Raw genomic sequence first — 19,078 nt, 5'->3', positions numbered from 1 at the left:
CAGGCCACATGAGACACTGGCGCAAGGGCCGGCGGACCTCTCGAGAGAAACCAGACTTTGCACTTGGCAAACCGTCATAGGCCGGTCCGCTATGATCGGATTTTTGGCAGGACGCTTGCGATACCGCGTTAGCATCCCTCCGGCGATATCGGTCCGTGCAAGTAAGTTGCAACTGCGTATGGAAGCTTTTAAGGCGCGCCTATGTAAACAACCCTTTCGGGGACACCAATGAACCGTCAAGATCAGACCCTAGTTGGTCGATATGTCGATCTGCGACCGCTTACGCCTGATGATGCCGAAATCACTCTTCAGTGGCGACAGAGCAATCGCGCCAGGTATCTGAACGCGGGGGCGGCTTCGGTCGAACAGCAGGCGAACTGGATTTCCAGTCGGCCCAGCAGCGAACACAACTGGATAATCCAGCTCAAGGACGGCTCGCCCATCGGGATGCTTTCGTTGGTCGACATTGACGAACGAAACAGCCGCGCAGAAACCGGACGCTTTCTAATCGGCGACGAGGAGAAGGCTAAGGGCGTGCCCGCTGCTGTTGAAGCGATGGGGCTGGTTTACGACTTTGCTTTCAACACGTTAAGCCTTAATCGTCTCCACGGGATGATTTCCGCCGACAATACGCTGATGGTCAAATGGCAGAAGTATTTGGGGATGGTCGAGGAAGGGCGGCTAAGGGAGCATTACAGAACGGAAGGTGGCGCGCAGGACGCTGTCGTCTTAGGAATACTACGGGCCGAGTATCTCTCCGTTTTTATCCCGCGCGCCCGTGCTCTAATGGCGATGGGCCGGTCGACCTGATGGCCACCGACAGAAAAATGGATACATTTTCATAGGGTTAATTTGCCCATCTGGAAGGCTCGCCGCGTGCTGGCGAGATGGAGTTTGAAAAAAAATGGACCTCGAAAGTAAAGTTCAAGTAATTGTCTTCGGTGCGCTCAAAAATCTGAATGAGGAGCAACCGGATGGCAACCAGATAGTGCTCGACAGGGCGTCAGTATTGTTTGGCGACGATTCAACGGTTGATTCCCTTTCTCTTGTTTCGGTCATCGTCGATGTGGAAACCGAAGTCGGCAGCGAGTTCGATGCACCCATAGCCCTGACCGACGACCGTGCAATGAGCCGCCAGCCCTCGCCGTTCGACACTGTGGGTACGCTGATCGACTACATCACCGAACTTCTGCAAGAGTAAACGATGACCGCTTATCTCGATAAGACCGCGATCGTAACGGGGTGTACGCGCGGCGTGGGCCGCGATATTGCGCTTCATATCCTTGATCAGGGTGGCAGCGTTCTGGGTTTGGCCCGTGGCGAAGCCAGCATCGATCATCCGAAGTACGCGCATTTCAGCGTGGACCTAGCCGATGCATCGGCGGTGACGGCGATTTTCGCGCAGATCCGCAAGCATACCAGCGTGATTGATATCGTCGTGAACAATGCGGCGGTGCTCACCTCGCAATACGCGATGATAATGCCGCCCGCAGCGGCGCAGGCGATGGTCAACGTGAACCTGCTCGCACCGTTCTTCGTTTCGCGCGAAGCCGCGAAATTCATGCGGAAGACGAAGTGGGGCCGTATCGTTAACATCGGATCCATGGCCGCTAGCCTGGAACCGATGGGGGATTCGATCTATGCCGCTACCAAGGCTGGGCTGAGCACCATCGCCAATGTCATGGCGAAGGAGTTCGGCTCGTTTAACGTGACCTGCAACACCGTGGGCATCACCGCGATTGACAGCGACATGTTGGCGCAGCTTCCGCGTGACAAGATCGAGGAGATCATCGCCGGTCTGCCCGTCCCCCGCTTCGCGAAGATCGACGATATTCTGAACGTCATCGATTTCTTCGTCGCGGAACGCAGCTCGTACATCACCGCGCAGACCGTGTTCATCGGTGGGGTCAACTGAATGTCCCTGCGTCAGATCACCGACAGTATCTGGCAGGTTCACGCCGGCGAATTTCCGTCGAACAGCTATTTCTGGCGTGACGCCGCTACCGGTAATCTGATTCTGATTGATACCGGCTTGGATGCGGACGCCCTGTCCGATGCCTTGGACGGTATCGGCGGACGGCTGAAGGCTGTCGTATGCACGCACGGTCACTTCGACCACATGGGCTCGGCGGCGGTATTTCAAGATCGTTTCGGTCTTGAGGTCCATATGCATGTGCAGGACCAGAAAATTGCGAAGGCGGCTAATTTCCTGCTCATGGCATTCAAGCTGAAGTCGCGTGTCAGGATGCCCCGCTTTGTTTTTTTCGAAGGTGAATCGGGGGTGTTCGCGGTGGATGATGTTACGGTGCGGTATAGGCACGTTCCCGGACACACGCCCGGCAGCTGTTTTATTCATATCGGCGATGCATGCTTCACCGGCGACAGTCTCTACGCTTCGGGCATTGGCCTTTCCAAGACCCCCGGGGAAGACCCTGAACTGCTGCGGGCAAGCTTAAAGGCAGTGCTGGACGAGATCCCGGACGATACCTTGATATGTCCCGGTCATGGGCGAACGTCCCCGTTCGGCGCGATCCGTTCCGACAATCGCGCCTTGCAGGACTTTCTCAACCTGCAAACCTGTCAATGAACCGATAAGCCGGCGCTTTTCGATCTGGATAAAACTTGTCAGCTTAGGATTTGTGATTGTGACCGATGGTAATGAGATTCGTCCGTCTGCCGATAACGGTACGATGATCAATGGTTATAGCGGCGTCGCCATCATCGGCGTCGGGCACAAATTGGGTTCCGTGGTCGAAGACAACGAGACCTTGTGTGCCAATCTGGACATCACGCCTGAATGGATCGTGGAGAAGACGGGCATCGAACGCCGCTATCTCGCCGCGGCCGACGAAACGGCCTCGGGCCTGTCGCTCAGCGCGGCCCGGGATGCCATGGCAAGCGCCGGCATTGATGCCTCGGACATCGACATCATTGTTTGCTGCACGTTCTCCGCCGACTATCGGTTCCCCGCCTTGGCGGCCAAGATCCACGCAGACCTGGGCGTTCGCGGCGGCCAGATGCTCGATGTGCAGGCGAATTGCGCCGGTTTCGTCACTGGGCTGACGGTCGCCAGCGACCGCATGCGGCTAGACCCCGAAATCCGCAACGCCCTGGTCATCGGCGTGGAAATGAACAGCCGCTTCATTTCGCGCTCCAACTCGGATGCCGCCATCTACCATAGCGACGGGGCCGGCGCGGTGATCCTAGGGCGTCGGCCGGGCGCCGGCATCGTCGCATCCGCGTTCCACACGGACAGTTCGAATTACGAAGCGGTGCGCGTGCGTGGCGGCGGCTCGACATGGGCGCAGCCCGACCGGCTCTTCGATCCCGCGATCGACACGATGGAACTGAACGGCATCGCGACTTGGAAACAGGCGATCACGCACCTCCCTAAGGTCGTCAAGGCAGCCTGCGACAAATCCGGCATTGAAGCAAAAACGGCGGACTTTTTTATCTTCCACCAGGCGAACCTTAAGCTGATCGAATACCTAGTGCGCAAGCTGGGTCGCGATATGGCATCGACCTACACGAACGTCGAGCGCATCGGCAATTCGGGCGCGGCATCGGTGCCGATCGCCCTCAGCGAAGCAGTGCAGAACGGCAAGATGAAAGAGGGCGACAATGTTGTCATTGCCGCAGTAGGTGCCGGCTTCAACTTTGGCGCCAGTGTCTGGCGCTGGTCCAACGTCTCCAGCGCTAAGGCGGTTTGAGCATGTTTGCCGATTTTGAATCCATCTCCGTTGGTGATGTGCGCACGCTGACGAAGCATATCAGCGAAGAGGATGTACGGCGGTTTGTCGATCTGACTGGCGACGACAATCCCTTGCACGTCGATCGCGACTATGCCCAGACGACACCGTTCAAGGAAATCGTCGTCCACGGGATGCTGGGCGCCAGCTTCATTTCGACGGTGATCGGCACGAAGCTGCCCGGCCCCGGCGCCCTGTGGGTTTCGCAGAACATTGAATTTCGCAGGCCGGTGCGGCTTGGCGACGATCTTTTGGTTTCCTGCACCGTCCTGAAGAAGCACGACCGGGATCGTCTGCTCGAACTTGACACCACGATTACCAACCAGAACGACGAGGTCATCCTTTCCGGCCGGGCGAAGGTGAAGGTGCTCGTCGCCAAGACCGTAGCCGAGCCGGTCGCCGCTCCCGTCGCGAAAGTTGCCATCGTGACCGGCGGGGCCGGCGGGATCGGCGCGGCGATAAGCCGCCGTCTCAGCGCAGAGGGCTATGCCGTCGTCATCACCTATGCCCGCTCGCGCGATCGGGCGGACCGGCTCGTGGCAGAGCTTCAGGCCGCCGGAGGCAAGGCCTTGGCGGTGCAGGCGGACGCGGGCAGCGCCAGCACCGGGGAAGCGGTGCTGAAGGCGTGCCTGAACGCGTTCGGCGGCGTCAGCGTCCTAGTGAACAACGCCTCGCCGCCCATCGGATCGAAGTCGCTCCCGTCCGTTGACTGGGCAGATGTCCAGAAGCATCTGGACGTGCAGTTGCGCGGTGCCTTCGAAATGGCATCTGCCTGTTTCGCGCACATGAGCGCGGCGGGTGCCGGTCGGATCATCAACATCACCTCGCAGGTGGTGGAATCCAACCCCACCCCCGGTTGGGCCGCATACACGATTGCGAAGTCCGCGCTGGCGGCGATGTCGCGCCAGATGGCCGCCGAGTACGGCCCCGCCGGCGTGACGGTGAACAGCATCGCCCCCGGAATGACGGAAACATCGCTCATCGGCGACATTTCCGAAAAGATGCAGCTGATGATCGCCCGCCAGACACCTCTGCGCCGCCTTTCGACACCGGCTGACGTGGCCGCCGCTGTTGCGTTTCTTGCCTCGGACGGTGCAGCCTTCATCAACGGGCATACCTTGTCCGTGAACGGCGGGTCTTCGATGTGATGGGCGTGCCATTCGATATTGGCCCTTTACGCGCCACCCTAGCCGATACGGAAGCAAGCTTTCTGCAGGTCCAGAAGGCTGTGTCCCAGTGGGAGAAGGGCGACGAAACGCTTGTGGACCGCACCATCGGCCTGTCGTCGAACGTCCAAGTGGACCGTCTGGCGATCTACCTGCGCCGCCATGCCCTGCTGGCGGGCGTACGCCTCAAGGTGGTCGTTGGCGGGTATGACACCCTGGTCCCGGATTTCACGACGTTCGCACAGTCCGGCGTCGATTACGTGCTGGCCATTCCGTTCTTCGACAACCTGTTGCCGGCTTTCGAAGCTCGCCTAGGCGCCGGCATGGATGCTGCGATCGTCGATCAGGTATGCGGCGATCTGGCCGACCAGTATCAGATTGCCCTGTCCCGTTGCCCGAATGTGCCGCAGATCCTCGTCGGGGGTATGCACCGCGCCTGGCCGCAGGTACGGCTGATCGGCCCGGATCCCGTAGCAGACACGCTGGATCGGTTCCGCACGACGATAGGGGATGTCGTCGCCGGGTTCTCTAGTGCGCAGACCGTCGATTTCCAGGCCTTCGCCGCGAACGTGGGCTTGCGCGGCCTGATCGATCGGCGTTTCTACGCGCAGGCCAAGGCGCCCTATTCGCTGGCGATGCTGAACGAGATCGGGCGCGGCATCGCCGCCGCCACCCGCGGCTACGGGCAGTATTACTACAAGGTTCTGGCGCTCGATTGCGACAACACGCTGTGGGGCGGGGTAATCGGCGAGGATCTGCTGCAGGGCATAAAGCTTTCGCCGTTCGATTATCCGGGAAACGTGTTCTGGCGGGTGCAGCAGGAAATCTTGGCGCTTCAGCAGGCGGGCACAGTGCTGTGCTTGTGCACCAAGAACAACCCGGCCGACGTCGAGGAGGTCCTGGCCTCGCATCCCAACATGCCGATCGGGGCGGAACATCTCACGATCTGCAAGATCAACTGGGATGACAAGTCCAGTAACCTGCGCGCGATCGCCAGCGAACTGAACGTCGGACTGGATAGCATCGTATTTCTCGACGATTCCTCCTACGAGCTGGAAGGCGTCCGCTCGCAGGTGCCCAGCGTCCGCACATTCCAGGTGCCGCCGAACATCAGCGAATATCTGGCGGTCGTGGAGCAGATCAAGGCGCTGTTTGTATCCGGCGGGGTCAGCGCGGAAAGCCTGGCCAAGTCGCAGCAGTACAAGCAAAAACTGTCTGCCGAACGGACCCGCGCCCAGTTCGCCTCGCAGGAAGAGTATCTGGCCTCGCTTGATCTGCGGATACAGATCACTCGCGATTCCGAGGCCGATCAGCCACGCATTAGCGAGCTGACCCAGAAGTCCAACCAGTTCAATGTGACAACGCGCAGGTACACGCCCGGCGAAATCGCCGCAGCGATGGCATCGCCCGATCGCTGCGTTTACTCCGTAGTGGTCGAGGACAAGTTCGGCAGCGCCGGCCTGACCGCCGTTGTGGTAGTGAATTTCTCAGGCAATACGGCCGAGGTCGAGGCCTTCCTGATGAGTTGTCGGGTAATCGGCCGCGGCGTTGAGGAAGCGATCTGGTCTACTATCGCCGCAGATGCCGCCGCGCGCGGCGTCGGCACCATCCGCGGCCATTACATCAAGACGCCCAAGAATGCCTTGGTCGAACGGTTCTATGATCGTCTCGGCTTCCAGATCGAAGCCGAGGACAAAGTAGCGCAGAAGCGGGCCTATATTCTGGGCGTCGATCAGCTTGAAACTCAAAAATCCCCATGGATAAAGGTGACCAGTGTTGGATGAAACGAAGCTAAAGTCGGTTATCGCCACTGTTCTGGAGATCGAACCGACCGAGATCGATGGAAATTCGAGCATGGATACGATAGAGGCGTGGGATTCCATCAAGCACATGGACCTGATCCTTTCGCTTGAGGAAGAATTCGGCGTCTCGGTTCCGGATGAAGAGGCCGGTGATCTGACATCCTATGCACTCATCAAGCTGGTGATGAAGGAACTGCTCGAGGGCAAGGCATGAAGTGGCTCGTCGAACGGTTTCGCGAGCACAGCGAAACCGTTGCGTTCGTGCACAACGGACGAAAAGTCAGCTACGGCGAGGTCTGCGCGCTGGTGGAGACCTTCTCGGCCCGTCTTGAGGCCGAGAAGATCGCGGCCGGGCAGAAGGTGGTCGTCGTCGGAGATTACTCGCCGGAAGTGTTCTGTATGCTCGTCTCCTTGGCGATCGCGCGGTGCATGGTTATCCCGCTCAGCCGCCAGTCGGTGGTCGAGGAAGATGTCGCACTGCAGGTCTGCGGTTCGGACTGGATCGTCTCTTTCGACGAACAAGGCCGCTCCTTCGACATCGCCCCCAAGACAATCTCGGTTCAAAACGCGTTGCTGGACACCTTCATTGCCAAGGGTCATGCGGGGCTGATCCTGTTCAGCTCGGGATCGACGGGCGCTCCCAAGGCGATCCTGCATGACTTCGACCGCGTAGCAGAGAAGTTTCGCAAGCAGCGCCGACCGCTCATCACGATACCGTTCCTGATGATCGACCATTTCGGCGGGATCAACACGATTCTGGCGATCACGTCGAGCCTAGGCACGCTGGTCACCATCGATGACCGGTCAATTCCGATGTTATGCAAGGCCATCGAGACGTACAAGGTCGAACTGCTGCCAGTCACGCCCTCGTTCCTCAACCTGCTGCTAATGCTGCGTGGTCACGAAACGCACGATCTCTCGTCCATCAAGCGCATCACCTATGGAACCGAGGTCATGCCACAGGGGACGCTGGACCGCTTGCAGAAGGCGTTCCCCGGCGCGGTGCTGCAGCAGACCTATGGCCTTTCGGAAGTCGGCGTGCTGCAATCGCAGTCCCGCCCCGACGGCTCACTGTGGCTGCGCATCGGCGGGCAGGGCTTCGAAACGGAGGTGCGCGACAACATCCTGTGGATCAAGTCGGAATACCGGATGGAAGGCTATCTGAACGCTCCCAGCGGGTTCGATGAAAATGGCTGGTTCAATACGCAGGATGAAGTCGTCGTCGAAGGAGAATGGTTCAAGATTCTTGGCCGCGTCACGGACATCATCAACGTCGGGGGGCAGAAGGTCTATCCGGTGGAAGTTGAGAACGTCATCATGGGCCTCGACAACATTGAGGACGCCGCCGTCTTCGGTGAAGCCCACAACATCCTCGGCCAGATCGTCGTCGCCAAGGTCCGCGTCACCGAGCCGGAGGATGTCGATTCGCTAAAAAAGCGCATCCGTGCGGCCTGCCTTGCGCATCTGACGCCGTACAAAGCGCCTTCGAAGGTCGTTCTCTCCACCGAGGGCTTCAATTCGGTTCGGCAGAAAAAGATCAGAAAGTGACGTGAACAGGCCGTGCCGCCCTCAGCGTCTAAGGGGGGGGCATAAGTGCGGTTGAAAGTCCGGGTGTGCATGCGCGCGCGGCTTCGGTCCGGTGCCGTGGTGAAGAACCAGGCTATTCCGCTTCGGTCGGAGAAATCCTGGGAAAGGCGGTTAACAGGGACCGGTGAACGCCGTAGGCAGTCACCGTTCCGTTCGCGCAGGATGAGATGGCTATCAGCTTGATAAATCCGAGCCGTGTATCTAATCCGCGCCTGAGCGCCGTGAGCTTTCAGAGGCCCGGACAGGCGAGTTATTGCCTGCTTGCTTGTGCGTGTGGATGAGACGCGACATCGTAACAGTGGTTGATAAGGAATTTTGCGCGCATGAACGTTCCCTTCGTCGATTTCAAGAACGCCATTCGGGCCAACCGACAGGACATTCTCGATGCGGTGGCGCGCGTGGTGGACAGCGGGAATGTCATTCTGGGATCCGAGACGTCTGCGTTCGAAGGCGAATTTGCCAGTTTCTGTGATGCGCGGCACTGCGTAGGCGTCGGCAACGGCCTAGACGCATTGAGCCTGACCTTGCGCGCGGCAGGCATCGGGCCGGGCGACGAAGTGATCGTGCCGTCGCAGACGTTCATCGCCTCCTGGCTCGCGGTGTCGCATGTCGGCGCGATACCGGTGCCGGTGGAGATCGATCCCCGGACCTACACGCTTGACCCCGATCGCATCGAACCTGCCTTGACCGATCGGACGCGCGCCATCATGCCGGTGCATCTGTTCGGCCACATGGCAGACATGGACGCAATCATGGATATTTCCGCCCGCCGCGATCTCTTCGTGCTCGAAGACGCGGCACAGGCACATGGCGCGCAATACAAGGGCCGACTTGCCGGCACCGTGGGACACGCGTCAGGTTTCAGTTTTTACCCGACCAAGAACCTTGGCGCGCTGGGTGATGGCGGGGCGGTGACGACGAATGATGACAGGATCGCGGACAATGTCCGTCGCCTGCGCAATTATGGCTCTACCCGCAAATACCATCATGACGAAGTGGGTTTCAATTCCCGTCTGGACGAGATGCAGGCCGCCGTCCTCCGCGTGAAGCTGCGATCGCTGAGAGCTGAAAACGATCGTCGGCGCGCCGCAGCCGCATTGTATCGTGAACTGCTTGGCGGGAACGACAAGATCGTCCTTCCGCTGGAAGCTGACTGGACCCGGCACGTCTACCATCTCTTTGTGGTTACGACGGAGCGCAGAGACGATCTCATGGAGCATCTCAAGACTGCGGGATGCGCCTCTCTCATCCACTATCCCATTACCCCGGGAGCATCGGCGGCCTATGCCGATCTGGCGATCGCGCCGCAGCCTGTAGCGGACCGGCTTGCCGAGACCGCGCTGTCCCTGCCGATGTGGCCGGACATCACGGCCGATCAAGTCAGGCAGGTCGCGGACGCGATCAACGCCTTCTGAACCCTGCGAGCCGGACGATGCCCGGCTCGCCCAAGGAAATGGTCACGCCGTGTTCCGATCGAAACCGAAGATAGCCAGGCTTGACAGGCGCGTGCTGTTCGATCCGGCGTGGTACGCGCGTCGCCATGGCCTTGTGGGAGAGGAATCCGCCTGGCAGCATTTCTGCGCGCATCGCGACACGCTTGGGTTGGAACCTAATCCCCTGTTCGACAGTGGCTGGTATCGGGCGGCTTATCCCGGCGCGGCGTCGGTCGATCCGCTCGACCATTTCCTGCAGTCAAACTCGGTAGACGGGCGCAGTCCATCGCCGTTTTTCGACAGCCGCTGGTATCTGGAAACCAACGCGGATGTGCGCGGGGCGGGCCTCGATCTGTATCGGCACTATTTAGAGTGGGGCAGACACGAAGGGCGTTTGCCCAATTCCTGGTGCGATCCAGCGTATGCAGAGAAGCACGTCTTCGATCCGGACGTGTCCGCCACGTATGAGGTTGACGATCTGCTAGGGTATATCCCATACTATACTACGCTTGATCGAATGATTTCGGGCGTTGATGCCAGCTCGTTCTTTTCCCCGGCAACGCCCCGATGGATTTTCGCAAAAGTGGCGGCACCGGAGGAAAGGCCCGCTCCCGGCGCCAGTGCTGTCCTGTTGGGGGGAAGCCGCGAACAGTTCAGCGGTATCAGCGTACACCTGCCGGACGGGGACGGCGCACAGCCAGGGCGCTACCGGGCATTTCGGGTGCGCTATGCCGTTTCCCCCATGATCCGCAACGCAGTGACGGCGCTGGGATGCAACCCCGGTTCCGCCCAATGCATTTCAGATTTGAAGGAAACGATAGTGCGGGCCGTAGCGCGCCGGCCGGATGTGCCGCCATCCGGAATCAGCCTACTGGTCGATACGATGGCTGCACCGGCGATGCGTCGCCATCTGGCGGAAAGTCCTTTGGAAGGCATCCGCATCGTAACGATGGACCCGGGCCATCTGTGCAGGGTCCAGCTTCTTTAAGGCTGCGATTGCAGGCCCTAAAGGCGCAAGTCAGGCGCGCACCAGCAGCAGATCGAAAACCGTCCGGAAGGACAGGCCGAGCTGATGCTCCAGATCCGCTGCCAGACGAGCGTCCCCCAGCGACTGTATCAGGCCATCGATCCCGATCTGCCGCACGGCTTCGACTGGATGGCGCAGAAACAGCAGCGCCGTGAGGATGTCCCGATCGACATGATCCGAGCCCAGGCCATCGAACGACCCGTCATAAAGGATGGCATTCATGAACTCGGTCGGGATGCGGGGCCCCAGGAACCGAAAGATCGTGCCAAGTTCGCGATGCATGCGAACGTCGTGGCGCGAAACGGACAGATTGTTGTCGTGAATCCGGTAGGAAGCAAGCCTGTCCCGAGCAACCGTCAGGACAAGGCCGGCAGTCAGCGCGCGCAGCCAGTATTCGTAATCCTGCAACTGCAACAGGCCTGGATGGAAGCCGCCGATCCTTTCCCATGCCGTCCGCTTCATCGCGACGGCCGATGCGCACAGGAAGTTACCGCTTTCATACAGCGACTTGAACACCTGCTTCATATCTGCAGGTGCTTCCCGGAAGAAGACCGGGAAATCGCCATCCGGCCGCGATCGTCCGTGACCATCGATCAGAGTCGGCAAACCGGCATGCAGATCGCAGTCGGCAAGCGCACGGACCTGCACTTCGGCGCGGGTCTGATGGGACATGTCATCGCCCGACTGCAGCAGAAAGACATCGCCTTTCGCTTCGGCCATCGCCATGTTCATGGCGCTGCTCGGGCCTTTGCGAGGCCCGCGCAACACGCGCACTCCGCGGCTGCGATAGCTGCAGGCAAGGTCGAACGTGCTGTCTAGGGAGCCATCATCGACGACGATGATCTCTACCGTTGGATACGTCTGATCTAGCAGGCTTTCGATGGCGTGCGCGATGAACGTTTCGTGATTGAACGTTGTTACGAGTGCGCTGACCAGGGGCGTAACGGATTGCATTCGTAGATCGCCCTCACTTCTGCCCGGATCGGCGCTGCGCTTGCATTCCGGCGTGCGGAAGTAACGATCTGCAGCTGAGCGTTACCCCCCTACCAGCTGTTCCGCCGCATACTTCACGAAATCATCGTAATCGCGTATGTAATCTTCCTCGCGATAGACTTCCGAGGCCAGCACGAAACAGACTGCGCCCGGCGAGAAATTGTCGATCTCGCGCCAGACACCGGGGCGGATCACCAGCCCGCAATCGGGTTTGTCCAGCCTCACCGTCTCGGAAACCTGCCCGTCCGTTAGGTGGACGTCGAAGCTTCCGCTCATAGCCAGATAGACCTGATGCAATTCGCGATGGGCGTGCGCGGCGCGTACGGCGTCTTCCGTCAGGTCATACAGGAAGTATACGCGCGCGATGTTGAAATCGATGTCCTTCCCGCCCTCGACCACACTCAGGCAGCCGCGTTCGTCGGTGATCCGGGCAAAGTTGATTTTATGCCACTTTTTCATGTTGTTAATGGCCATGCCGCCGCACAAGTTCCAATTGCCTGAATTTATTGCAGCTAGACCGGGGCGTACAGGGCGTCAAGTCTCTTCGGACAGGCCTGCCGGGCGGACGCGGGCATAAATGCGAACCCGCTCAGGAACGGGGGGTGGTCACCCGGGATGTATCCGAAGCAATTGATTCCGCCTTGTCTAATTTCTCGTGAAGCTCCTACAGAAGGTTGGCAAGGAGCAAACGAATGGCCAGGAACCACAAGCCGGAAGAAATCGTCGCTAAGCTGCGGCAGGCGGAGCTGGTTTTATCACAGGGCGGCGCGGTGCGGGAAGCATGCCTTCGCATCGGGGTCACCGAGCAGACTTATCATCGCTGGCGCAGGAAGTATGGCGACCCTCACATCAGTGATGCGGACCGGCTGCTGGCTGTGCAGCAGGAGAACGCGCGGCTGCATCAAACCGTATCGGACCTCACGCGCGACCGGCAGGCGTTACGACGCAGGTCGAATACGCTGATCTTCGTTGGCGGGGCGCCGCGTACGGGCACGACGCTGCTTCAAGGGCTGATCTGCACATCGCCACGCACCAACGGCTATATCGCGGAATGCAGTTACCTGACCGCGTTCATGGAGCCGTACCGTCGTGCGCTGGATGCGTGGGAGGTGCACACGCACGATTATTTCGATGGTGTTGAGGACATGTGTGGTTTGCACGCGGACGTCCTGCGCCAGGTTCTGTCGCGGTTCCGCAGATTTCTGGGCAGCAGTGAAGCGCTGGTTCTCAAGGATCCGTGCCTCACGGCATCGTTCTATATCTTAGCCTACTTGCTGCCGGAAGCCAGGTTCGCGGTGATGATACGCGATCCTCTGGATGCGGTTTCATCGAGGTTGGAGGTGATGGAAAAATCGAGAAGCGTCAAACCGGGGCCGGCGGACATCGAATACGCCTGTGCGGAATACAATGGCGCTTACGCCGAATTGATCCAGCATTGGCGGCATCTGGGCGACAGGTTGATCCTCGTATCCTACAATGCTTTGGTGGCCGGTGAAGAATTTGACCGTCTGGCAGCGTTCGGGTTCGACGATCTTTGCCCCGACGGATTGACGCAAAGTACTTGGGTAAACTCAAGGGTCGAAGGCGATCCTTGGAACACGGATCTCTATGGGGGCCAGCTCAGCGCGGCTTCGGTCGGCAGACACCAAGCCTTCGTGGAACCCGAAACGGCGAAGATCATCAATGATCGCTGCGGCGAAACGGCCCGAGCGCTGTTCGCCATTGCTGCGGATCCTCTTTCGCCATGATCGGCGGATCGTCATTGCTGGTGAGCATGCGCAAGGCGAGCCGTGTCAGGTGCGGAGGTGAGGCGGTGGCTTCGAGATATGGGGGCGTACACCCCTCCTTTCGAATTCTAGAGCGTTTTCTACTACTTCCGGTTCATAGCGCACGATCCGAAATAGTTGGCGCATTCGTTGGGCTTGAAGATGTGACATAACTTGATTTTCATTCGGAATACTGATTCCCTTTATCCGACCATACCCTTAGCAATCGGCAAAAGCAGATCATGACAATCCTTGCGATCTTTCCAAAGTGCGATGAATCTTCAAAGTTCAGTTCTCCCTGGAGCGGGATGATCAATGCGTTTGAAGTGCTGGGCATTCCGCTTCATGTCATGGTGGGTTTCGATTTAGTCGGCGAAAATATGACGAAGATCAGGTCGCCTGCCACCGAGCAGCTCATCATGAAGCGGATTGCGAGATTAAAGCCTAATCTGGTGATTTCGGTCAATAGCCATGGAATGACCCAGACTATCCGGAACTATATAAAAGTCCCGGTGGTCCGGTGGTTGTTCGATGATGTCGAACATTATTTCGTCCATGAAAGCTTTGGGAGCTGGCAGAATTCGTTCGATGAACGGGATATTGTAGTCTGCTACAATACTGAACTTCGGCAGAAAATTGAGCAAGCCTGCCCATATTTGCGGCAAAAGCCGGTCTTTCTGCCACATGCGACATCGGTCGATCTGGCCAACGCCATCGCGCCTAATCCGCAGCATAACATTTCGTTCATCGGCAGTTATTTGGATGTTGGCGGTGCGCTTCACCTTCTGCGGCATTTCGGCGCTCAAGGCCGGCAAGGTCCTTTGGCGATCGAGAATATCGCCAGGGATCTGGCGGCCGATCATCAGCTGGACATCAGAGCGGCACTGACAAAGTACGATTTCGCTGACGATCTCGAACAGATCGGCATGCGGCCGGATGACTTCAAGCGCGTCCTGTCCGACCTGATAACGAGCCGCGATCGGCTTGAGGCGGTGGCAAGCCTCAGGGATCTTGGTATCGCCGTGTTCGGAAACAAGGACTGGATTACGCCGCTTACCTTGCTTCAAGGCGCAGGGGAGGTGTTCCAGTACGACGGCAGGCTGGACACCCAAGCCGAATTGCTGAAGGCTTATCAAAGCTCGCTTATCACCATCGATACGCCGAACATACAGAACAGGAAGGCGATCGGGGGGCGCGTGATCGAAGCGATGGCGTCCAACGCGCTTCTCATCACCAAATATCAGGAAGATTCCGATCTTTATCGGATATTTGGCGATGATTGCCCAGTGCTGACGTATAGGGACATTCCGCACCTGCATAGCCTGTGCAAGCATTACCTCGAACATCCCGACGAGCGGATGGAGATCGTGGCGCGCTGCAACAGCCTGGTCGCTCAGGGCTTTGACTACAAGGACCGGATCAGAGCGGTTCTTGATATGGCGCATCTGCAAACCCCGAATGTACGGCTGCGCGTCCAGGCGACGATCGAGCGGTTCGTCTTCGATGTCGCTCCAAGCTCCCCCTCCCCGGCCACGCGGCAGGCCGTTGCGTCTGCCGCCGCCGCTGGGGAATTCAGTAAGGCGACCTCTGTGGGTTACTTTGCCCGCGCGCTGGCCGGACTCAGGATGATCCTTGGCCTGTGGGGCGCAAAGCGAAACGCAAAGTCGCCGGGCCGCAAGATGCTGAGGGCCGTAAAGCGCCTTACGCCTGAGGAAAGGCAACTGTATGAGACCGTCAGCCAGCGATACGTCCGCCTTGAATTCGACGGCGACGCCTATTTGTCCCGCAATCCCGATGTGGCGCGGGAGGGGGTCGATCCTGTCTACCATTTCGTGAAGTATGGACGGCACGAGGGGCGCGAGCCGACCTTTTCCATAAGTTAGGGGCGCGATGCGTGGGTTTGACTCGTAAGGACCGGCGCATGCCCGACGGGGCAGTTCTCAGCACCACCGGCGCCGATCGCGGCCCGGCACTGCCCCAGTCCCCGCCCGCGCGGATATCAAGGGGCCTCGAACCGATGCAGTGCATTTCTCGTTGTACAATGCGAAAACGCGATCCGTCATCGATTGCGGGCCGACTTGTGCCGTGTCCGGCAGGGCGAGGAAGCATGCCTGAAACTTAACGGTGCGCGCTGTCCAGTCGCTTTCGGTCAGCTTGCGGCTCTTTTCAGGTAGTTAACGGCCTCATTCGCAATGACCGGTTGCAGGCGGGTTGCCGCTCCGCTAGATGGCGGCTGCTATTCGCATAAAAACTTTCTGCCGCCTTTGTTCCGATCGTTCTATTATGACAGAGGGCCACGGTAGGGGATCGAGGACGTATTTCCAATCGGAATGCCCATCCCATCATTCGCGTCATTCTCCTAACAATCGGTAACAGCAGATCATGACAGTCCTTGCGATCTTCCCAAAGTGCGACGCATCCCTGAACTTCAGTTCACCCTGGAACGGGATGATCGATGCGTTCGAGACGCTCGGCATTCCGCTTCACGTCATGGTGGGCTCGGACATAGTCGGCGAAGACATGACCAAGGTCAGATCGTCTTCCACTGAGCAGCACATCATCAATCGGATTGCGGAATTGCAGCCCGACATGGTCATATCGATCAACAACCACGGGATGACCAAGACTGTCCGCGATTATTTAATGGTCCCGGTAGTCAGGTGGTTGTTCGACGATGTCGAACATTATTTCGTTCATGAAAGCTTCGGAACCTGGCAGAATTCGTTCGACCCGGAAGATCTTGTCGTCTGCTACAATTCGGAGCTGGCGCGCAAGGTCGGGGAAGCCTGCCCGCAGCTGCGGAAAAAGCCGGTTTTCCTGCCGCACGCTACGTCCATCGATCTGTTCAATGCCATGGCCCCCAACCCGCGGCATAACATTTCGTTCATCGGAAGTTATCTGGATGTCAGCCCGGCGCTGCACCTTCTGCAGCATCTCGGAGCCAAAGGCAGTCATGGCCCGCTGGCGATCGAAAGCATCACCAGGGACCTGATGGTCGATCATCAGTTGGACATCCGCCAAGCGCTGGCAAAGTACGATGTGGCTGACAGTATCGAGCAGATCGGCATGCGCCCGGATGACTTCAAGCGCGTCTTGTCCGATCTCATCACGACCCGCGACCGTCTGGAAGCTGTGGTAAGCTTGCGGGATCTGGGTATCGCGGTGTTCGGCAAGAATGACTGGATCATTCCGCTCGTTCTGCTGCGGGACGCGGAAAAGATGTTCCAGTACGACAGCAAGCTGAACACCCAGCCCGAACTGCTGAAGGCTTATCAAAGCTCGCTCATCACCATCGATACGCCGAACATCCAGAACAGGACTTCGGTCGGCGGCCGCGTGATCGAGGCGATGGCGTCCAACGCGCTCTTGATCACGAGGCACCAGGAAGATTCCGATCTCTACCGGATATTCGGCGACGATTGCCCGGTGCTGACTTATCGGGACATTTCGCACCTGCATGAACTGTGCAAGTATTACCTCGATCATCCGGCTGAGCGGATGGAGATCGTGGCACGCTGCAACCGCCTGGTCGCCAAGGGCTTCGACTACAAGGACCGCATCATTTCGGTCCTTGGTCTGGCCGATCTGCACGCCCCATCCGTCCGCCAGCGCATCCATATGACGATGGAGCGCCTGCCGGCCGGCTTCGTCCCAGATGTCGCCGCCGACAGCGCCCGGCATGCCGCGACGGATCTCGATCAGCTTGAACTGACGATTCGTACCTGCATCGCGCGCGGCGAGATAGAAACGGCGCTCAACATGTTGGTGGTCTACGCTCAGGCCCGCTGGCATGATCCCGGCACCCTGACACGCCTGTTCGGTTCCGCCCGTCTGGACGAACTGTGCCTCGAAATTGGTCGTGCCGCCATGGGCGAGAGGTCTTCGGACACGGGCACCAGGGAAGTATCGGTCTACGTCGCAAGCCATCTGGCGGGTCATGGCGGCCATACGCATGTGCTAGAAAGCGCGGTGAGGGCTGATGCGACGACCCGGCGCGTCATCCTGTTGACGGATCTGTTCAATCATGCGGATGTGGAAACGCTTCGCACGCGGTTTGAACGGACCTGCGAGTTCCGCTCCGCGCCGCGTGGTCCCTTGCCTGCCAAGCTGCAATGGCTGTCGGAACAACTGGCCGAACTTTGCCCTCGCAACATCCTGCTGTTCAATCACCACGAAGATGCGGTTATGATCGCAGCCATGGCGCACTGGCTGCAACGCTCATCGGTCTTCTTCATCCACCATGCCGATACCAATCTGTGCTATGGCGCGAACCTGCCCGGCGCGGTTCACGTGGATCTGCATAACATCGGTTTCGAATGCTGCCGCGATCACGAGGGCATCAAGGACAACGTCTATCTTCCCCTTTCGATCAAGGACAAGGCGTTCCGCGCCGAAAACTTTAAGTTCAAGGCGAAGGGTGTTCTGCTGACCTGTTCGTCGGGGAGCTATAACAAGTTTTCCGGTCGCTATGCTTTCCAGTACATCGACCTGATGATCCTGCGGTTCAAGGCCGATGCCGGCAACCACCTGCACATCGGCGGCATCCCACCGCAGGAACTGGAGCGCCTGCGCGCGATCCTGAAGGCGGCCGACATCGAGCCGGACAGGTTCATTCACATTCCCTGGGTCGAAAGCGTGTGGACTACGCTGGTGGAGCGCAATGTCGATCTCTACATCTCGTCCTTCCCCCTCAGCGGTGGGCTGGCCACGGTCGAGGCGATGGGGTCCGGCACGCCCATCCTTGCGCATCGCAGCGACATGTCGCGGTTCCACGGTGGCGTCGATGTCATGTACCCTACGGTTCTGACCTGGCGGAATGCGAAGGAATTCGAAGACGCCATCGCCACGGTGACTGCCGATCGCCTGGCGCGAGATTCCCGCGTAGCAGTCGACTGGTTTAGGAAGCATCATTCGCTCAAAGTCATGGGCGAGCAGCTCAACCGCATCCTCGACGGCAAGGGCACGGATGTTCAGCCGCCCGCGCTACACGATTACAAATTTGACCGGCTCGAACAGTACCAGCACTTCGCATCGCTGACCGGCGGGCCCGCAGTAGGGCATGTCCTGTCCGCAATGCAGGGGCAGATGGAGCGCGCGGTCGCAATCCAAGCCCATCAGGCGCTAGAAGCGCGCCAGACGGTCAAGCGGCTGACGCGGGAGCTCGAGCAGACGAAGGCCTATGAAATCCTTGATCTTCAACGCCAGCATGCGGCCACGATCGATGAACTAGAAGGTGCGAAGGCTGAGCTGGAGCACATGAGGAACGAATTGGAACTGGCGAAGGTTGTGCAACCTCACAAACAGCGCCAACTCGGTCTCCGACTGCTGGGCCGACGCTTCAGCGGCTGAGCAAAGCCAGTGCACTCGGATGAGCGCCGGCGCTATCCAAGGCATTGGGGGAAAATGTTTGCGTTCATTTGATGGGTCAGCAGACGCTAAGGCTTGCCGACCTGAGAAGGCATTTAACGCAGAACATTGAGTCGGGAGACTGACGTGCCGAGGCACATGCACACTTTGAAAGTTTGAAGAGCAACTGTGAGTTTGGCTTCATTCTG

The 19,078-nt window shown here is 59.0% G+C and carries 16 protein-coding genes; 14 read left to right on the top strand and 2 right to left on the bottom strand.

The features are described 5' to 3' along the window. Positions 1 to 228: 228 nt before the first annotated feature. The 11 genes from ACZ5YV_RS08245 (at position 229) to ACZ5YV_RS08195 (ending at position 10,725) form a co-directional block, all read left to right on the top strand. Positions 229 to 810, top strand: a complete 582-nt coding sequence (locus ACZ5YV_RS08245; RefSeq protein WP_464787196.1) for a GNAT family N-acetyltransferase — start codon at positions 229 to 231, stop codon at positions 808 to 810. A gap of 94 nt (positions 811 to 904) precedes the next feature. Next, positions 905 to 1,201, top strand: coding sequence for a hypothetical protein (locus tag ACZ5YV_RS08240; RefSeq protein ID WP_464787195.1), 297 nt, complete (start codon positions 905 to 907; stop codon positions 1,199 to 1,201). A gap of 3 nt (positions 1,202 to 1,204) precedes the next feature. Beyond that, entirely contained in the window at positions 1,205 to 1,915 is a 711-nt protein-coding gene (locus ACZ5YV_RS08235; RefSeq protein ID WP_464787194.1) for an SDR family NAD(P)-dependent oxidoreductase, read from the top strand. Further along, positions 1,916 to 2,587: an MBL fold metallo-hydrolase gene (locus ACZ5YV_RS08230; protein WP_464787193.1), complete on the top strand. Its 672-nt coding sequence runs from the start codon at positions 1,916 to 1,918 to the stop codon at positions 2,585 to 2,587. It begins immediately after the preceding gene. A 58-nt stretch (positions 2,588 to 2,645) separates the two neighbouring features. Continuing rightward, positions 2,646 to 3,710: a 3-oxoacyl-ACP synthase III family protein gene (locus ACZ5YV_RS08225; protein ID WP_464787192.1), complete on the top strand. Its 1,065-nt coding sequence runs from the start codon at positions 2,646 to 2,648 to the stop codon at positions 3,708 to 3,710. 2 nt (positions 3,711 to 3,712) lie between these two features. After that, positions 3,713 to 4,897, top strand: a complete 1,185-nt coding sequence (locus ACZ5YV_RS08220) for an SDR family oxidoreductase (protein ID WP_464787191.1) — start codon at positions 3,713 to 3,715, stop codon at positions 4,895 to 4,897. Further along, complete coding sequence (locus ACZ5YV_RS08215; RefSeq protein ID WP_464787190.1) at positions 4,897 to 6,699, top strand: HAD-IIIC family phosphatase; 1,803 nt, start codon at positions 4,897 to 4,899, stop codon at positions 6,697 to 6,699. Before ACZ5YV_RS08220 ends, ACZ5YV_RS08215 begins: the two co-directional genes overlap by 1 nt. Beyond that, positions 6,692 to 6,931 (top strand): acyl carrier protein, encoded by a 240-nt coding sequence (locus ACZ5YV_RS08210; protein ID WP_464787189.1) that lies wholly within the window; start codon positions 6,692 to 6,694, stop codon positions 6,929 to 6,931. The genes ACZ5YV_RS08215 and ACZ5YV_RS08210 overlap by 8 nt, the downstream gene beginning before the upstream one ends. Beyond that, positions 6,928 to 8,265 (top strand): class I adenylate-forming enzyme family protein, encoded by a 1,338-nt coding sequence (locus ACZ5YV_RS08205; RefSeq protein ID WP_464787188.1) that lies wholly within the window; start codon positions 6,928 to 6,930, stop codon positions 8,263 to 8,265. The genes ACZ5YV_RS08210 and ACZ5YV_RS08205 overlap by 4 nt, the downstream gene beginning before the upstream one ends. Before the next feature lie 362 nt (positions 8,266 to 8,627). Beyond that, entirely contained in the window at positions 8,628 to 9,719 is a 1,092-nt protein-coding gene (locus ACZ5YV_RS08200; protein WP_464787187.1) for a DegT/DnrJ/EryC1/StrS family aminotransferase, read from the top strand. A gap of 91 nt (positions 9,720 to 9,810) precedes the next feature. After that, the gene (locus ACZ5YV_RS08195) at positions 9,811 to 10,725 is read left to right on the top strand and encodes a hypothetical protein (protein ID WP_464787186.1); all 915 of its coding nucleotides are present in this window, start codon (positions 9,811 to 9,813) and stop codon (positions 10,723 to 10,725) included. A 30-nt stretch (positions 10,726 to 10,755) separates the two neighbouring features. On the opposite strand, the gene ACZ5YV_RS08190 is transcribed toward ACZ5YV_RS08195, so the two are convergent. Together ACZ5YV_RS08190 and ACZ5YV_RS08185 are read right to left on the bottom strand one after the other, a co-directional pair. Further along, complete coding sequence (locus ACZ5YV_RS08190; protein WP_464787185.1) at positions 10,756 to 11,718, bottom strand: glycosyltransferase family 2 protein; 963 nt, start codon at positions 11,716 to 11,718, stop codon at positions 10,756 to 10,758. An 81-nt stretch (positions 11,719 to 11,799) separates the two neighbouring features. Continuing rightward, entirely contained in the window at positions 11,800 to 12,231 is a 432-nt protein-coding gene (locus ACZ5YV_RS08185; RefSeq protein ID WP_464787184.1) for a sugar 3,4-ketoisomerase, read from the bottom strand. A 218-nt stretch (positions 12,232 to 12,449) separates the two neighbouring features. Between ACZ5YV_RS08185 and ACZ5YV_RS08180 the strand changes: the two genes are divergently transcribed. The 3 genes from ACZ5YV_RS08180 to ACZ5YV_RS08170 all read left to right on the top strand — a co-directional run bounded on the left by ACZ5YV_RS08180 (position 12,450) and on the right by ACZ5YV_RS08170 (position 18,872). Continuing rightward, positions 12,450 to 13,505 carry a sulfotransferase gene (locus tag ACZ5YV_RS08180; RefSeq protein WP_464787183.1) on the top strand — a complete coding sequence of 352 codons (1,056 nt, stop codon included), beginning with the start codon at positions 12,450 to 12,452 and terminating at the stop codon, positions 13,503 to 13,505. A gap of 326 nt (positions 13,506 to 13,831) precedes the next feature. After that, on the top strand, positions 13,832 to 15,406 hold the full coding sequence (locus ACZ5YV_RS08175; RefSeq protein ID WP_464787182.1) for a glycosyltransferase family protein: 1,575 nt from the start codon (positions 13,832 to 13,834) through the stop codon (positions 15,404 to 15,406). 499 nt (positions 15,407 to 15,905) lie between these two features. After that, positions 15,906 to 18,872: a glycosyltransferase family protein gene (locus ACZ5YV_RS08170; RefSeq protein WP_464787181.1), complete on the top strand. Its 2,967-nt coding sequence runs from the start codon at positions 15,906 to 15,908 to the stop codon at positions 18,870 to 18,872. Positions 18,873 to 19,078: the final 206 nt, after the last annotated feature.

The organism is Sphingobium sp. TomTYG46, from assembly GCF_055396345.1.
This window is presented reverse-complemented; position numbering and strand designations above follow the sequence as displayed.

What these genes read in the sequence shown, in the direction of transcription:
- ACZ5YV_RS08245 (WP_464787196.1), top strand. Translation starts at nt 229, where the DNA reads ATGAACCGTCAAGATCAGACCCTAGTTGGTCGATATGTCGATCTGCGA.
- ACZ5YV_RS08240 (WP_464787195.1), top strand. Translation starts at nt 905, where the DNA reads ATGGACCTCGAAAGTAAAGTTCAAGTAATTGTCTTCGGTGCGCTCAAA.
- ACZ5YV_RS08235 (WP_464787194.1), top strand. Translation starts at nt 1,205, where the DNA reads ATGACCGCTTATCTCGATAAGACCGCGATCGTAACGGGGTGTACGCGC.
- ACZ5YV_RS08230 (WP_464787193.1), top strand. Translation starts at nt 1,916, where the DNA reads ATGTCCCTGCGTCAGATCACCGACAGTATCTGGCAGGTTCACGCCGGC.
- ACZ5YV_RS08220 (WP_464787191.1), top strand. Translation starts at nt 3,713, where the DNA reads ATGTTTGCCGATTTTGAATCCATCTCCGTTGGTGATGTGCGCACGCTG.
- ACZ5YV_RS08215 (WP_464787190.1), top strand. Translation starts at nt 4,897, where the DNA reads ATGGGCGTGCCATTCGATATTGGCCCTTTACGCGCCACCCTAGCCGAT.
- ACZ5YV_RS08205 (WP_464787188.1), top strand. Translation starts at nt 6,928, where the DNA reads ATGAAGTGGCTCGTCGAACGGTTTCGCGAGCACAGCGAAACCGTTGCG.
- ACZ5YV_RS08200 (WP_464787187.1), top strand. Translation starts at nt 8,628, where the DNA reads ATGAACGTTCCCTTCGTCGATTTCAAGAACGCCATTCGGGCCAACCGA.
- ACZ5YV_RS08190 (WP_464787185.1), bottom strand. Translation starts at nt 11,718, where the DNA reads ATGCAATCCGTTACGCCCCTGGTCAGCGCACTCGTAACAACGTTCAAT.
- ACZ5YV_RS08185 (WP_464787184.1), bottom strand. Translation starts at nt 12,231, where the DNA reads ATGGCCATTAACAACATGAAAAAGTGGCATAAAATCAACTTTGCCCGG.
- ACZ5YV_RS08180 (WP_464787183.1), top strand. Translation starts at nt 12,450, where the DNA reads ATGGCCAGGAACCACAAGCCGGAAGAAATCGTCGCTAAGCTGCGGCAG.
- ACZ5YV_RS08175 (WP_464787182.1), top strand. Translation starts at nt 13,832, where the DNA reads ATGATCAATGCGTTTGAAGTGCTGGGCATTCCGCTTCATGTCATGGTG.
- ACZ5YV_RS08170 (WP_464787181.1), top strand. Translation starts at nt 15,906, where the DNA reads ATGACAGTCCTTGCGATCTTCCCAAAGTGCGACGCATCCCTGAACTTC.